The 15,279-nt window shown below is 60.6% G+C and carries 14 protein-coding genes and 1 pseudogene; 9 read left to right on the top strand and 6 right to left on the bottom strand.

The features are described from left to right. Positions 1-8 precede the first annotated feature (8 nt). A complete protein-coding gene (locus IB250_RS25300) occupies positions 9-788 on the bottom strand; it encodes an IclR family transcriptional regulator (protein ID WP_192346167.1) in 780 nt (259 codons plus the stop codon). A gap of 163 nt (positions 789-951) precedes the next feature. On the opposite strand from IB250_RS25300, the gene hmgA reads away from it, so the two are divergent. Genes hmgA through maiA form a run of 3 tightly spaced genes read left to right on the top strand, consistent with a single transcriptional unit; the run spans position 952 to position 4,211 of the window. Then, entirely contained in the window at positions 952-2,256 is a 1,305-nt protein-coding gene (hmgA, locus tag IB250_RS25295) for a homogentisate 1,2-dioxygenase (protein WP_192346165.1), read from the top strand. 2 nt (positions 2,257-2,258) lie between these two features. Further along, complete coding sequence (fahA, locus tag IB250_RS25290) at positions 2,259-3,563, top strand: fumarylacetoacetase (protein WP_192346163.1); 1,305 nt, start codon at positions 2,259-2,261, stop codon at positions 3,561-3,563. 12 nt (positions 3,564-3,575) lie between these two features. Continuing rightward, positions 3,576-4,211 (top strand): maleylacetoacetate isomerase, encoded by a 636-nt coding sequence (gene maiA, locus IB250_RS25285; protein WP_192346161.1) that lies wholly within the window; start codon positions 3,576-3,578, stop codon positions 4,209-4,211. A gap of 14 nt (positions 4,212-4,225) precedes the next feature. On the opposite strand, the gene IB250_RS25280 is transcribed toward maiA, so the two are convergent. Further along, a complete protein-coding gene (locus IB250_RS25280) occupies positions 4,226-5,029 on the bottom strand; it encodes a SirB1 family protein (RefSeq protein ID WP_192346159.1) in 804 nt (267 codons plus the stop codon). Positions 5,030-5,212: 183 nt separating this feature from the next. Here IB250_RS25280 and IB250_RS25275 point away from each other — a divergent pair, with 183 nt between their 5' ends. The 4 genes from IB250_RS25275 (at position 5,213) to IB250_RS25260 (ending at position 9,556) form a co-directional block, all read left to right on the top strand. Then, positions 5,213-6,232 carry a Glu/Leu/Phe/Val dehydrogenase family protein gene (locus tag IB250_RS25275; protein WP_192346157.1) on the top strand — a complete coding sequence of 340 codons (1,020 nt, stop codon included), beginning with the start codon at positions 5,213-5,215 and terminating at the stop codon, positions 6,230-6,232. Between the two features lie 109 nt (positions 6,233-6,341). Next, positions 6,342-7,436, top strand: coding sequence for a pyruvate dehydrogenase (acetyl-transferring) E1 component subunit alpha (pdhA, locus tag IB250_RS25270; RefSeq protein ID WP_192346155.1), 1,095 nt, complete (start codon positions 6,342-6,344; stop codon positions 7,434-7,436). Next, positions 7,429-8,418 carry an alpha-ketoacid dehydrogenase subunit beta gene (locus tag IB250_RS25265; RefSeq protein ID WP_123496700.1) on the top strand — a complete coding sequence of 330 codons (990 nt, stop codon included), beginning with the start codon at positions 7,429-7,431 and terminating at the stop codon, positions 8,416-8,418. The genes pdhA and IB250_RS25265 overlap by 8 nt, the downstream gene beginning before the upstream one ends. A gap of 28 nt (positions 8,419-8,446) precedes the next feature. After that, entirely contained in the window at positions 8,447-9,556 is a 1,110-nt protein-coding gene (locus IB250_RS25260; RefSeq protein ID WP_192346153.1) for a dihydrolipoamide acetyltransferase family protein, read from the top strand. A gap of 192 nt (positions 9,557-9,748) precedes the next feature. On the opposite strand, the pseudogene IB250_RS25255 reads toward IB250_RS25260, so the two are convergent. After that, positions 9,749-9,988 (bottom strand): annotated as a pseudogene (locus tag IB250_RS25255) (YebG family protein); the annotation flags it as partial. Between the two features lie 363 nt (positions 9,989-10,351). Here IB250_RS25255 and IB250_RS25250 point away from each other — a divergent pair. Next, complete coding sequence (locus IB250_RS25250) at positions 10,352-10,852, top strand: phosphate-starvation-inducible protein PsiE (RefSeq protein WP_008014507.1); 501 nt, start codon at positions 10,352-10,354, stop codon at positions 10,850-10,852. Here IB250_RS25250 and IB250_RS25245 read toward each other — a convergent pair. From IB250_RS25245 to IB250_RS25235, 3 genes are all read right to left on the bottom strand, one after another. Continuing rightward, positions 10,849-11,166, bottom strand: a complete 318-nt coding sequence (locus IB250_RS25245; protein ID WP_192346149.1) for a DUF3509 domain-containing protein — start codon at positions 11,164-11,166, stop codon at positions 10,849-10,851. The two genes, IB250_RS25250 and IB250_RS25245, sit on opposite strands and share 4 nt — an antisense overlap. 210 nt (positions 11,167-11,376) lie before the next feature. Further along, positions 11,377-12,678: a serine/threonine transporter gene (locus tag IB250_RS25240; RefSeq protein ID WP_192346148.1), complete on the bottom strand. Its 1,302-nt coding sequence runs from the start codon at positions 12,676-12,678 to the stop codon at positions 11,377-11,379. Positions 12,679-12,741: 63 nt separating this feature from the next. Further along, positions 12,742-14,118: an L-serine ammonia-lyase gene (locus IB250_RS25235; RefSeq protein ID WP_192346146.1), complete on the bottom strand. Its 1,377-nt coding sequence runs from the start codon at positions 14,116-14,118 to the stop codon at positions 12,742-12,744. 135 nt (positions 14,119-14,253) lie between these two features. On the opposite strand from IB250_RS25235, the gene IB250_RS25230 reads away from it, so the two are divergent. Continuing rightward, positions 14,254-15,201: a LysR substrate-binding domain-containing protein gene (locus IB250_RS25230; protein WP_008070487.1), complete on the top strand. Its 948-nt coding sequence runs from the start codon at positions 14,254-14,256 to the stop codon at positions 15,199-15,201. Positions 15,202-15,279 lie beyond the last annotated feature (78 nt).

Raw genomic sequence — 15,279 nt, 5'->3', positions numbered from 1 at the left:
GTCAGCCGTTACTCAGGCTGATACCCCATCCGCCAACTCACGGCCCGCGTCGCCGCCAGCAAGCGCTGCGCCGCCGGGCCGTTTTCATCGGCATGGAACAACGAGGCCGGGCCGACAATGGTCATCACCGCGGCCACCTGCCCAACCGCATTGAACACCGGTGCCGACAATGCATCCACGCCGGGCATCAGCAAGCCGTGAACATGGTGCAAGCCGCGTTCGCGGATCTGCTCGCACAATGTGGTGTAAGCCTGCTCATCGGCCAACGGATGAACGTCGACGGCGCGAACTTCGAGATCGCGCAACTCATCGCTTTCACGGTGGGGCAAATAGGCACTGAACACCAGCCCGGTCGAGGAGCTGAGCAACGGTAAAACCGAGCCCAATTGCGTGACCACTGTCACCGCGCGCACGGCCGGTTCGATATGCACCACCGTCGCGCCCTGATTGCCCCACACCGCCAAAAAACAGGTTTCGTTCAGGTCGTCGCGCAGTTCAGCCAAGGGCAGGGCGGCGACTTTCAGTACGTCCATACTGTTCAGAGCAGCCAGACCGACCCGAAGCGCCTCACGGCCCAGGCCGTAATGGTTGGTGGCGGGGTTCTGCTCGGCAAAACCGCTGGCGATCAGCGCCTGTAGATAGCGATGAACCTTGCTCGCCGGCATCTGCACGTGTTCAGCCAGGCGCGACAACGAGGTCGATGGCGACAGCTCGGCAAGTGCCTTGAGGATGTCGGTACCGACTTCGGCCGAGCGGACTTTCTGTTTACCGTTGCTTTCGCTGGTCATGAGGCGGTGTGATCCCGGGACGAATGGGCGTCTTTATAGCTTGACGGTCAATACCAATCAAATTACGTTATGCGTAATCGAATTACGATAAAAATAACCCTGGCGTGCCAAGATCTCTTCAGCAGAGTGACAGGCCATTGCCAACTCCCGTTCAGGAGGCTCCATGAACCTCGATTCAACGGCGCCAACGCTGGCTTATCAGTCAGGCTTTGGCAACGAATTCAGCAGCGAAGCGTTGCCCGGCGCATTGCCCGTCGGCCAAAACTCCCCGCAAAAAGCCCCTTACGGCCTGTACACCGAACTGTTCTCCGGCACTGCATTCACCATGGCTCGCAGCGAAGCGCGGCGGACCTGGATGTACCGCATTCAGCCGTCGGCCAATCATCCGGCATTCGTCAAACTGGATCGGCAACTGGCCGGTGGTCCGTTGGGTGAAGTGACCCCCAATCGCCTGCGCTGGAATCCGTTGGACATTCCGACCGAGCCCACCGACTTCATCGACGGGCTGGTGAGCATGGCCGCCAACTCGGGCGCAGAAAAGCCGTCCGGGATCAGTATTTATAACTACCGCGCCAACCGTTCCATGGAACGCGTGTTCTTCAACGCCGACGGCGAACTGCTGCTGGTGCCGCAACTGGGTCGCCTGCGCATCGCCACCGAACTGGGCGTGCTGGAGCTGGAACCGCTGGAAATCGCCGTTCTGCCTCGCGGGCTGAAATTCCGCGTCGAACTGCTCGACCCGCAAGCCCGCGGCTACATCGCCGAAAACCATGGCGCCCCTCTGCGCCTGCCGGACCTGGGGCCGATCGGCAGTAACGGCCTGGCTAACCCGCGAGACTTCCTGACGCCGGTGGCCCATTACGAAAACCTCAAGCAACCGACCACCCTGGTGCAGAAATTCCTCGGCCAGTTGTGGGGTTGCGAGCTCGATCATTCGCCGCTGAACGTGGTCGCCTGGCACGGCAATAACGTGCCGTACAAATATGACCTGCGCCGCTTCAACACCATCGGCACAGTCAGTTTCGATCATCCGGACCCATCGATTTTCACGGTTCTGACTTCGCCGACCAGCGTGCACGGTCTGGCCAACCTGGATTTCGTGATCTTCCCGCCACGCTGGATGGTCGCCGAGAAGACATTCCGTCCACCGTGGTTCCACCGCAACCTGATGAACGAATTCATGGGCCTGATCCAGGGCGAATACGATGCCAAGGCCGAAGGCTTTGTGCCCGGCGGTGCTTCGTTGCACAGCTGCATGAGCGCCCACGGCCCCGACGGCGAAACCTGCACCAAGGCGATCAACGCGGAACTGGCGCCGGCTAAAATCGACAACACCATGGCTTTCATGTTCGAGACCAGCCAAGTGTTGCGCCCGAGCCGATTCGCCCTGGATTGCCCACAATTGCAAAACAATTACGACGCCTGCTGGGCCACGCTGCCCGCGACTTTCGACCCGACCCGGAGATAACCATGACTCAGACTTCCATCACTCGTAGCTGGGTTGCCTCCGCCAACGGCCACGCGGATTTTCCGCTGCAGAACCTGCCGTTGGGCGTGTTCAGCGTGAAGGGCTCCGCGCCGCGCAGTGGCGTGGCGATCGGCGACCACATCTTTGATCTGGAAGCGGCACTGGATGCCGGGCTGTTCGATGGCATTGCGAAGAAAGCTGTCGAAGCCACCCGCGGTGGTCAGCTGAATGCGTTTTTCGAACTGGGTCGCGAGGCACGCGTGGCCTTGCGTGAACGCTTGATCGAGTTGTTCAAGGAAGGCAGCACCCTGCACGGCAAGATCGAAGCCCAAGGCGCCAAACTGCTGCCGCTGGCGGCGGATTGCGAAATGCACTTGCCGGCGAAGATCAACGACTACACCGACTTCTACGTCGGCATCGAGCACGCGCAGAATGTCGGCAAACTGTTCCGCCCGGACAACCCGTTGCTGCCGAACTACAAGTACGTGCCGATTGGTTACCACGGCCGTGCCTCGACCATTCGCCCGTCCGGCACTGACGTGCGTCGGCCGAAAGGCCAGACCCTGCCGGCCGGCCAGACCGAGCCGACGTTTGGTCCGTGCGCACGTCTGGACTATGAATTGGAACTGGGTATCTGGATCGGTCAGGGCAACGCGATGGGCGACTCCATCGCCATCGGTGACGCCGCCGACCACATCGCCGGTTTCTGCCTGCTCAACGACTGGTCGGCGCGAGACATCCAGGCCTGGGAATACCAGCCGTTGGGTCCGTTCCTGTCCAAGAGTTTCATCACCAGCATTTCGCCGTGGGTGGTGACGGCCGAAGCGCTGGAGCCGTTCCGCCGTGCCCAACCTGCGCGCCCGGAAGGCGATCCGCAGCCGCTGCCGTACCTGTTCGACAAGCGTGATCAGGCCGCCGGTGCCTTCGACATCGAACTCGAAGTGCTGCTGCTGACCGAATCGATGCGCGAGCAAAATCTGCCAGCCCATCGCCTGGCCCTCAGCAACACCCAACACATGTACTGGACCGTCGCACAACTGGTTGCGCACCACAGCGTCAACGGCTGCCAGTTGCAGGCCGGTGATCTGTTCGGTTCGGGCACGCTGTCCGGTCCTGAAAACGGTCAGTTCGGCAGCTTGCTGGAAATCACCGAGGGCGGTAAAAAGCCGATCGAACTGGCCTCGGGCGAGGTGCGTAAGTTCCTTGAGGACGGCGACGAAATCATTCTGCGTGCCCGTTGCAACCGCGAGGGTTTTGCTTCCATCGGTTTCGGCGAATGCCGCGGCAAAGTGCTGCCAGCACGCTAAGAGGATTGGGTCATGGAACTCTATACCTACTACCGTTCGACTTCGTCCTACCGGGTGCGCATTGCGTTGGCGCTCAAGGGGCTGGATTACCAGGCGCTACCGGTCAACCTGATCGCGCCGCAGGGGGGCGAACATCGGCAGTCGATGTATCTGGGCATCAACCCCCAAGGCCGGGTGCCAGCCTTGCGCACCGACGAAGGCGAGTTGCTGATCCAGTCACCAGCGATCATCGAGTACCTGGAGGAACGTTATCCACAGGTGCCATTGCTGTCCAAAGATCTGGTCGCCCGTGCCCATGAGCGTGGCGTGGCGGCGGTGATCGGCTGCGATGTGCATCCGCTGCACAACGTCAGCGTGCTCAATAAGCTTCGGCAGTTGGGACACGATGAGCCGCAGGTGGTGGAATGGATCGGTTACTGGATCAGCCAAGGGTTGGCGACGGTGGAGCAGTTGATCGGTGACACCGGTTATTGCTTTGGCGATCAACCGGGGCTGGCGGACGTCTATTTGATCCCGCAGCTGTATGCGGCCGAGCGCTTCAATATTTCCCTTGAGGCCTACCCGCGAATTCGTCGAGTGGCGGCATTGGCGGCGACACACCCAGCCTTCTTCCTGGCCCATCCGGCAAATCAGCCCGACACCCCTTAATGGCTCACATTAGATCAGTGAACCACTGAGTTAGGCGGTAGGTGCCCGAGCCGTTCGGTGAGGCGAATCCGCTGGATCGGGTCGTCACAGAGCAGCAGCGCGTGCTCCAGGTCAAAACGCTCGGCATTCGGGCAGTCCAGCCGTTGGTAGAGACTGGCCCGGGCCAGATAGTCGGAGGCGCTGGCGTTGCCCAATTCAAGCACGCGCTCGGCGTCGATCAGGGCGTCGATGTAGTCATCATTCGTGAGGTACAACTGGCGCAGGTTGCGCGACAGCCGCTGCAGCATCTGTACCGGTTCGGCTGTCAGTAAATGCTCGGCGCCGAGCTGCATGTTCGGGCCGTACTGGCGTTGCAGTAACTCCCGGCAGTCGTTGGGATACAGCCGTCGCCCGCCGCACGGGTCGAGCAGATGATCGGCGCCTTGCACCCGCAGCAGGAAATGCCCGGGGAAGTTGACCCCGACCATGGGAATCTCCAGCCTTCTGGCCAGTTCCAGCGCAATCAGGCCCAGCACCAGCGGTTGGCCCCGCCGACGCTCCAGCACTTTATGGAGTAACGCCACTTGCGGACGCAAGGGCGTGGAGTCGTCCTGAGCGAACCCCAGGTCATTCATTCGGCGCAACAACGGTTGGGCCAATTCACTCACCGGCAGCATCGGCAACCCGTAGCTGACCCGCTGTTGCAGGTCCTTGAAATCCGTCAGCACCGTCTCGGGATTCAGTTCCTTATCGTGTTCGACGGCCATCCACAGCGCCGCCTCGAACAGCGCGGGCGGTGATCGTTGCAGACAGTCGAAAAAACGTTGGCGCGGGGTCATCAAAATCTCCGGGGAATGCCTCGTTTTAGCCCCGTCTCAGGCTTTCGTCCAGTGTCGGGCACAGGCGCTAGCAGGTTATGTCCGAAAGCCTGTAAAGCGACGCCGCTTATTCCGGGGCGTTTCTGCAATTTTTGTGCACAAGCCTATACTGGCGACTACAAGAAGTGATTCGGGAGCCTTACGATGTTCGCTCTCATGCAAAGCACTCGCCTTGAATCGCTACACCTGAGCGTCGATCCGGTCACCGGGTTGAAGGCGGTGATTGCCATCCACAACAGCCGTCTGGGACCTGCCCTGGGCGGGTGTCGTTACCTTGCTTACCCCAGCGATGAATCCGCGATCGAGGATGCTGTGCGCCTTGCCCAAGGCATGAGTTACAAGGCGGCCCTGGCCGGCCTGGCTCAGGGGGGGGGCGTAGCGGTGATTGTTCGCCCGGCCCATGTGGAAAACCGCGCCGCAGTATTCGAAGCGTTCGGGCGCTGGATCAATCAGCTTGACGGTCGCTACATCACCGCCATCGACGCCGGCACCTCGGTGGCGGACATGGATTGCATCGCTCAACACACGCAATTTGTCACCAGCACCACCGCCGCGGGCGACCCTGCGCCTCACGCGGCCATGGGCGTATTTGCCGGTATTCGCAGCACCGCCATGGCCCGCTTGGGCAGCGATAATCTCGAAGGCTTGCGCATAGCCATTCAAGGCCTGGGCAATGTCGGTTATGCCTTGGCCGAACAGCTACACGCCGCCGGTGCCGAGCTGCTGGTCAGCGACATCGATCACGGCAAGGTGCAGCTGGCCATGGAGCAGTTGGGCGCTCATCCAATCGCCAACGATGCACTGCTCAGCACACCGTGCGACATACTCGCGCCTTGCGGCCTGGGCGGTGTGCTAAACACCAACAGTGTGTCGCAACTGCGCTGCGCAGCGGTCGCCGGTTCGGCGAACAACCAACTGATCCATCTTGAAGTCGCCGATCAACTGGAACGCCGGGGCATTTTGTATGCGCCCGATTACGTGATCAATGCCGGTGGGCTGATCTACGTGTCGCTCAAACACCGCGGGGAAGAGCTGACGACCATCACCGCGCACCTGTCGAAAATCAGTTCACGGCTGACCGAAGTCTTTGCCCATGCCCAGGCGGAAAAACGTTCCCCGGCCCGGGTGGCGGATGAGTTGGCGGAGAAAGTGTTGTACCGGTGAAAAGTTTGAAAGGAGTGAGAGCCTATCCGGTCGTTGCTCCCCAAGCCCTGCGCCACAAGCGCCGGGCCTGACAAATGCACGCCGACTCACGCGTGCCAGGAGCCCTGTGATGCTTCACAAGGTTGAGCTGCCGTACACCCGTTTCTTATCCCCCGATGGCCAGCCGCTCGGCGAGCTTCCCGTTTGGGCCGACGATTTCAATCTGTTGACGCGTCTGTATCGGCAGATGGTCCTGACCCGCCTTTTCGATCAGAAAGCTGTCGCCTTGCAACGCACCGGGCGCATCGGCACCTACGCGCCGACCTTGGGCCAGGAAGCCATTGGTGTCGCGGTCGGTAGCCTGATGCACGCCGAAGATGTGCTGATCCCGTATTACCGCGACACCGCTGTGCAATTGATGCGCGGTGTACGCATGGAAGAAATCCTGCTGTATTGGGGCGGCGACGAGCGTGGCAGCGACTTTGCCGACCCGGCGGTGGCCCAGGACTTCCCGATCTGCGTGCCGATCGCCACCCAGGCCCTGCATGCTTGTGGCGTCGCCAGCGCCTTCAAGATCCGCGGCGAGCATCGGGTCGCTGTCACTACGTGCGGCGATGGCGGAACCAGCAAAGGCGATTTCCTCGAGGCCCTCAACGTTGCTGGCGCCTGGCAGTTGCCGGTGGTGTTCATGGTCAACAACAACCAATGGGCGATCTCGGTGCCGCGACGAATCCAGTGCGGCGCTCCGACGTTGGCGCAGAAAGCCATTGGCGCCGGGTTCCACGGGGAGCAAGTCGACGGCAATGACATGCTCGCCGTTTACGACCGCGTGCAAGCAGCCCTCGAACGGGCGCGTCACGGTAAAGGCCCGGTGCTGCTCGAATGCCTGAGCTATCGGCTCGGCGATCACACCACCGCCGACGATGCTACGCGTTACCGGTCGGCGGACGAGGTCAAGCAGGCCTGGCTCGAAGAACCGATCAAACGCCTGCAACGGTTTATGGCCGGGCAGGGTGTGTGGGACGAAGGCCGCGAACAGGCGCTAATCAGCGAATGCCAGGGTTTGGTGCAGCGTGCTGTGGATAACTTCGAAGCGGCGGGCCTGCAGGCGCCGGAATCGGTGATGGATCATGTCTACGCCCAATGGCCGCAAGCCCTGGCCGAGCAACGTGACGATTTCCTTGAACGCGTGGCGCGCCGGACAGGAGGTTCGAGCGATGAGTAACGGCAAAGTGACGCTGCTGGAAGCGGTGAATCTTGCGTTGCATCGGGCCATGAGCGAGGACGAGAACGTCATCGTCCTCGGTGAAGACGTCGGGGTAAACGGAGGCGTGTTCCGCGCCACGCTGGGCCTGCGCGACACCTTCGGTTTCAAGCGGGTGATCGACTCGCCGCTGGCCGAAACCATGCTCGGCGGGCTGGTGGTGGGCATGGCGGCCCAAGGCCTGAAACCGGTGGTGGAAATCCAGTTCATGGGGTTTATTTACGCCACCATGGAGCACCTGGTATCCCACGCCAGCCGCATGCGCAATCGCACGCGCGGGCGGATCACCTGCCCGATGGTGATGCGCTCGCCCATGGGCGCAGGGATTCGCGCGCCGGAACATCACAGCGAAAGCACTGAAGCCCTGTTCGCGCACATTCCGGGGCTGCGGGTGGTGATCCCGTCCTCGCCGGCCCGGGCCTATGGCTTGTTGCTCGCAGCCATCGACGACCCGGATCCAGTGATATTTCTCGAACCGACCCGACTCTATCGAATGAACCCGCAACCGCTGCTGGATGACGGTAAACGCTTGCCACTGGACAGCTGTTTCACCCTGCGTGAAGGCAGCGACATTACCTTGATCAGTTGGGGCGCCAGCGTGATGGAAACCCTGCAAGCCGCCACGCAACTGGCCGAGCAAGGTGTTTCGGCAGAAGTGATCGATGTCGCCAGTATCAAACCGCTGGATCTCGACACGATGGAAGCCTCAGTGCGCAAGACCGGTCGTTGCGTGATCGTGCATGAAGCGCCGCGCTCCTGCGGGGTCGGCGCGGAAATCGCCGCCAGTCTCTACGAACGGGTGTTTCTGGAGTTGCAGGCACCGATCCAGCGAGTCACCGCGCCAGACATTCCGCCGCCGCTGTATCGACTGGAATCGCTGTACATGCCCGGCATCGAAGACATTCTTCATGCCTGCGACACCGTCATGCAGCACTACCCCTGAACAGACGCCTGAGGCCGAGGAGGTTGCGATGAAATATTTCAAACTGCCGGATCTGGGCGAAGGCTTGCAGGAAGCGGAAATCGTCCGTTGGCACGTCAAGGTCGGCGATACCGTCAAAGCCGACCAACTGCTGGTGTCGGTGGAAACCGCCAAGGCGCTGGTGGACATTCCCGCGCCCTACGACGGTGTGGTGGCAAAAACCTTTGGTGGCGAGGGCGACATCCTTCACGTTGGCGAACCTCTGCTCGGTTACGAAGGCGACGCGGATGCGGGCACCGTGGTGGGACGGCTTGAGGGCGGCGGCACGAATCAGGAGGATGCATTTTTCATCGGCGCTGCGCCTTCGACTCGTGAGCACCTGGCGAACCGTGCCACGCCGGCGGTGCGTCAACTGGCTCGGCAACTCGGTGTTGAACTGAGCGGCTTGACGGGCTCCGGCCAGGACGGCCAGATCACCCGCAGCGACGTGGAAAACGCAGCCCAGACGGAACGCGAACGTTTCGGCGGCGAGAAGCTGCGCGGTGTACGACGCAGCATGGCGCTGAACATGGCCAGGTCCCATGCCGAAGTGGTGCCGGTGACGATTTTCGGTGATGCCGATCTGCATCGCTGGGGGCAGGCGCGAGAACCGCTGATTCGTCTGGCCAAGGCGATGGCGGCGGCCTGCGCGGTAGAACCGGTGCTCAACAGCGCCTTCGATGGCAAAACCCTGGCGCTCAAGCAACATGAACGACTCGATCTGGGCATTGCCGTGGATACGCCGGACGGCTTGTTCGTGCCGGTGCTGCGCGATGTCGGTCAGCGCACGGCGGCGGATTTGAAAGAAGGTGTGATGCGTCTGCGGGCCGACGTGCAGGCGCGCTCGATCCCGCCCCAGGAAATGATGGGTGCGACCCTGACCCTGTCGAACTTCGGCACCTTGTTCGGCCGCTACGCCAACCCGGTGGTGGTGCCGCCGCAAGTGGCGATCCTCGCCGCCGGGGCGATCCGCGATGAACCGGTGGCGGTCGAGGGCGCGGTGGTGGTGCATCCGATCCTGCCGCTGTCCCTGACCTTCGATCACCGCGTGGTCACCGGCGGCGAGGCGGCGCGGTTCTTCAAAGCGTTGGTCCAGGCCCTGGAACAACCCGAGGTCTAGGTTTCCTGCAGGCATGAAAAAGGCCCTGAGCCATTTGACTCAGGGCCTATTCAATTCGGGCATTGCTTACTTGGGTGTCTTGGCAGCTTTGGCTGGCTTGGTCGGCTCAGCGCCCGCTACTTCAATCGGTGCAGCTGCTTCAACAGGTTCAGTGGCTTTTACAGGTTCACTAACTTCGACGGGTGCATTCAGCAGTTCGGACAGTGCGTCCGGCTGGCTCTTGAATGCCTTGGCGAATACATCACGGTTCTTCGCCATGTAGATCCCGGCTTCTTCCACTTGCTGTTCAGTCAGGGACGGAACGGCTTTTTGCAACACTTCGGCCAGCAATTCGGCCAGTTCGAGCATTTTGTCATGACGGTCAGCTTCGGCTTTATCCATGAACAAGCGCTCCAGATCTCGGCTGCTGCGGTATACCACTTCGACGGCCATTCACCACCTCACATGCCTTCACATTAGTTGTCTGTTTCGACCACTGTATCTATATACAGCGAAAAGGATAAGCGAATCCCTGCGCTTTGGGTAGTGGCTTTTTAATGTAGACCGAATTCAGGGTTTGTCAGGTGGACCGTGTTGTCCCTATTCGCGAGCAAGCCCGCTCCCACAGGATATGCGCTGTCCCTTGTGGGAGCGGGCTTGCTCGCGAATAGGCCGGGGCCCGTCCAAACGCCACTAACGTGTCTCATGTCACGCAGCCATCATCTCACCCACAGCCCCTGGCCTTTTTTCTGCATGCAGAACAACCGTCACGTCCATCCCGCAACATCCGCTCGAACCGAGCTAAGGAACAATCAAGTGAAAATCAACTGGGCCGAGAACCTGCGGCAGAACGTGCACCAACTGGCCGAGTCCCTGGGCAACCTGTTCGTCGAGACCTTCCACTACCTGGCGCTGTTCGCCATCGGTGCGGTGACCGCGTGGGCGGCGGTGATGGAATTCCTCGGAATGCTCGAACAGGGGCACATCAAGATCGATGACATCTTGCTGCTGTTCATCTACCTGGAACTGGGGGCGATGGTCGGGATTTACTTCAAGACCAACCACATGCCGGTGCGTTTCCTGATCTATGTGGCGATCACCGCGCTGACCCGGCTGCTGATCTCCAACGTCTCGCACCACAATCCGCCGGACCTGGGGATCATCTACCTGTGCGGCGGGATTCTGCTGCTGGCGTTTTCGATTCTGGTGGTGCGTTACGCCTCGTCGCAATTTCCTTCGGTGAAGATCGAACACCCGCAACGCAAGATCGGTGCGGGTTCCGGTGAGCACCCCGAAGTGGAGAAGGGCGAGATTTAAAGCCCCATTGAAGGTCGGGGCCGGGATTTGACCCGTGGCGGCGGCGGGTTGCGATTGTCGCCGTCGGTCATGGCTTCGAGGATGGCCACGGCGCTGTGGCCTTGTTCGATGGCGATGCCGAATTGAATGCTTTGCACCAGGCGTTTGAGGCGCTTGGGATCATTGCGCTGTTCGGCGCTGATCATCCGTTTGGCCACCACGCGACCACTTTTGGAGAGGGTCAGCATGATGCTGCCGTCCAGCCCCTGAATGCTCAGGTTGACTTGATAATCCGGTGCAAAGGCATCGGTAATGAGCTGAAAAGGATTGTCCATAATGCGTCACCGCCTGATTGAACGTGCAGTTGTTGACGGCCGTGATCGGGATTAGTTCGCAACACCAGACCATCGGCCTTCCATGTTCATGTGCTTTCATCCGTGCCGCGTAAGGGATATAGCAAGGTGCATGCCGGAAAAATTGTCGAACAATGAACACGGCAAAAAAGTGGCGGGCACTCTGGCCCGCCTTCTTTTTGCCTGCCCGTTTCAGGGCATGAACGAGTAGATGATCGCAGACAGTGCAATCAAACCGATCAACACCACGAACACGTTCGAGGCCTGATTCGAGTACTGGCGCAAGGCCGGCACGCGGCGGATGGCGTACATCGGCATCAGGAATAACAGGCACGCGATGATCGGCCCGCCGAGGGTTTCGATCATGCCGAGAATGCTCGGGTTGAAGGTCGCCACGGCCCAGCAGCTGAGGATCATGAACAGCGCAGTAATGCGGTTCAGCCAACTGGCGGACATGACGCGACCACGGCCACGCAGGCTTTTCACGATCAGGCCCTGAAAGCCTTCGTTGGCGCCGATGTAATGGCCGAGGAAGGATTTGGTGATCGCCACCAACGCAATCAACGGCGCGGCATAAGCGATGACCGGTGTCTGGAAGTGGTTGGCCAGGTACGACAGGATCGAAATGTTCTGCGCCTTCGCAGCGGCCAAATCAGCCGGGGACAGCGCCAGTACGCAACTGAAGCAGAAGAACATCACTGTGACGACCATCATCACGTGAGCGATTGCGAGAATGCCGCTGCTTTTGCGTTCGGCTTGTTCGCCGTAACGCTGTTTCTGATCGACGGCGAAGGCCGAGATGATCGGCGAATGGTTGAACGAGAACACCATCACCGGAATCGCCAGCCATAAGGTCTTGAAGAACAGCGGCAGCGGCATGCCTTCACTGGCGGTGGCGAAGAACGCGCCGTTCCAGTTTGGAATCAGGCTGACGCCGAGCAGCAGCAACGCCGCGACGAACGGGTAAACCAGCACGCTCATGCATTTGACGATGACGCCCTGACCGCAACGCACGATCGCCATCAAGCCGAGAATCAGCCCCAGCGACAGAATCGCCCGAGGGGGCGGCGTCATGTGCAACTGGTGCTCCATGAGGCTGCTCAGGGTGTTGGTCAGCGCCACGCTGTACACCAGCAGAATCGGGAAGATCGCGAAGAAATACAGTAGCGTGATCAGCTTGCCGGCGCCGACGCCGAAGTGTTCTTCCACCACTTCGGTAATGTCCCCGGAACGCCCGGACAGCACGAAACGCGTCAGACCACGGTGGGCGAAGAAGGTCATCGGAAAGGCCAGTACCGCCAGGAGCAGCAGCGGCCAGAAACCACCAACACCGGCGTTGATCGGCAGGAACAACGTGCCGGCGCCAATCGCCGTGCCATAGAGGCCAAGCATCCAGGTGGTGTCGTGTTTGCTCCAGCCTTTGTGGGTTGTTTCGCTATTGCGTGTCAGGTCTACAGCAGGATTATCGGCAGCAGGTGTACGTACATCGGTCATCGTTTTTGCCTCGTTATTATTCTTGCTCGGGCTCACGTATTGCGAACGGTCAGAGAGTGCTCCTCAGCACTCCACCCAGCTCACCGCCAGGCCGCCCCGTGAAGTTTCTTTGTATTTGTCGTGCATATCGGCGCCGGTATCGCGCATGGTGCGGATCACCCGGTCCAGGGAGATGAAGTGTTTGCCATCGCCGCGCAGGGCCATTTGCGTGGCGTTGATCGCCTTCACGGCAGCGATTGCGTTGCGCTCGATGCACGGCACCTGCACCAGACCGCCAACGGGGTCGCAGGTCAGGCCGAGGTTATGTTCCAGGCCGATTTCGGCGGCGTTTTCCAGTTGCTCGGGAGTCGCTCCGAGTATGTCGGCCAGGCCGGCGGCAGCCATGGCGCAGGCGGAGCCGACTTCGCCCTGGCAGCCGACTTCGGCGCCAGAGATCGAGGCGTTTTTCTTGCAGAGAATGCCTACGGCGGCAGCACCCAGAAAGAACGCCACGACGTCATCGTCCGACGCGTCCGGGTTGAATTTCATGTAGTAGTGCAGCACGGCGGGAATGATCCCCGCCGCCCCGTTTGTAGGTGCGGTCACCATGCGTCCGCCAGCCGCGTTCTCTTCGTTCACGGCGAGGGCGAACAGGTTGACCCACTCCATGGCTGACAGGGTGGAACTGATGACATTCGGTTTGCCGATTTCCAACAGGCTGCGGTGCAATTTCGCGGCGCGGCGCGGAACATTCAGCCCGCCGGGCAGGATGCCTTCGTGACGCAAACCTTGCTCGACGCACTCGCGCATCACCGACCAGATATGCAGTAAGCCCTGGCGGATCTCGGCGTCGCTACGCCAGGCCCGTTCGTTGGCCATCATCAGCTCGGAAACCCGCAGGCCGTGCTGGTTGCAGAGCTTGAGCAACTCGGCGGCACTGGAAAAATCGTAGGGCAGGACCACATCGCTGGCCGGCGCAATGCCGGACTCGGCTTCTGCTGCTTCGATGATGAAACCACCACCCACTGAGTAGTACGTCTGCTCGAACAGCTCACCGGTTTCGCCGAAGGCTGTCAGAGACATCGCGTTGGGGTGGTAGGGCAAGCTCTCGTCCAGCAGCAGGAGATCGCGCTGCCAGTTGAAGGCAATAGTCGACTTGCCGGCCAGACTCAGTTCGCCGGTTTCACGCAAGGTTTGGATTCGGCTGTCGATTGAGTTCGGATCAATGCTGTCTGGCCATTCGCCCATCAGGCCCATGACGCAGGCACGGTCGGTGGCGTGACCGACGCCAGTGGCCGAAAGGGAGCCATAGAGGCGGATTTCTACCCGCCGTACGTCGGCCAGTAAATGTTGGTCAATCAGTGCCTGGGCGAAGGTTGCGGTGGCGCGCATCGGGCCGACGGTATGGGAGCTGGACGGACCGATGCCAACTTTGAAGAGATCGAAAACACTGATAGCCATGCTAAAGCCTATACAAGCAATGGAAGAGAAATCGCCGCCATTTTTGTAGGCCAAGCGCAAGGTGGGCGATACTGCCAACCTCGGTCCTACGTGACCAACGAAACTTCCTAAGACAGCCTTTAGCAGGACTAAACAATGAGTCGCCAATTGCACGCCCAGACCTACGTCTGGCTGCACGTGTTTTCGTGTGCCGCGCGGCACTTGTCCTTCACCCGTTGCGCCGAAGAACTGCACATCACGCCGGGTGCGGTCAGTCAGCAAATTCGCCAACTGGAAGAGCGGCTAGGTTTTCGCCTGTTTCATCGTCGCGCCCGGGGTGTGGAGTTGAGCGCCGAAGGCCAGCGATTGGCTATCACCGTCAACGAAGCCTACGGCAGCATCGATGCGGAATTGCGACGACTGGATGCGGGAATGATCAGCGGGATTTTGCGATTGCGCTCGATTCCATCGTTCCTGAGCAAGTGGTTGACCCCCAGGTTGCCGCGTTTGCAGCAGCGTTTTCCGGACATTCAATTGCGGCTGGTGGCAGAAGACAGCAGCGTGCCATTGCATGAGGGCGACTTCGATTTGGCCATCGACCTCAATGACGGCAGTTATCCGGGATTGTTATCCACAACCTTGTTGGATGAGCAGATCTTTCCGGTGTGCGCCCCGAGCCTTTTGCGCGCAAGGCCGCCACTGCACGGCCCGGCAGACCTGGTGCATTTTCCGTTGCTGCACGACATCACCGCCTGGCGCGGCAGTTACGAGTATGCGGAATGGGAGTTCTACCTCAACGCCATCGGCTTCGAGGGCGCGGATGTGCGGCGCGGGCATACCTTCAATCGCAATCACCTGACTATTGAAGCGGCGATTGCCGGGATGGGCGTGGCGATTGCGCGGCGAACGCTGCTCAACGATGAACTGGAGCGCGGGACGTTGATCGTGCCGTTTGGCCTGGCGGTGCCCAATCACAAGCGTTACGTGCTGCTTTATGCGCCGGGCGCGCTGAGCCATCCGGGCGTGCGCGCGGTGCATGACTGGCTGGTGGAAGAAGCGGGGATATTTCGTAGCCTGCACCCGTTGGCGGAGCGGCAGATGTGACAGCAGCCTGGAACATCAGCCAGGGGCGACCCAACTCCCGACATTAACAGCGCTTTTACCCGTTGTCCGGCTTTTTTT

It is taken from the genome of Pseudomonas sp. PDM09 (assembly GCF_014852305.1).
Taxonomy (GTDB): Bacteria; Pseudomonadota; Gammaproteobacteria; order Pseudomonadales; family Pseudomonadaceae; genus Aquipseudomonas.
This window is presented reverse-complemented; position numbering and strand designations above follow the sequence as displayed.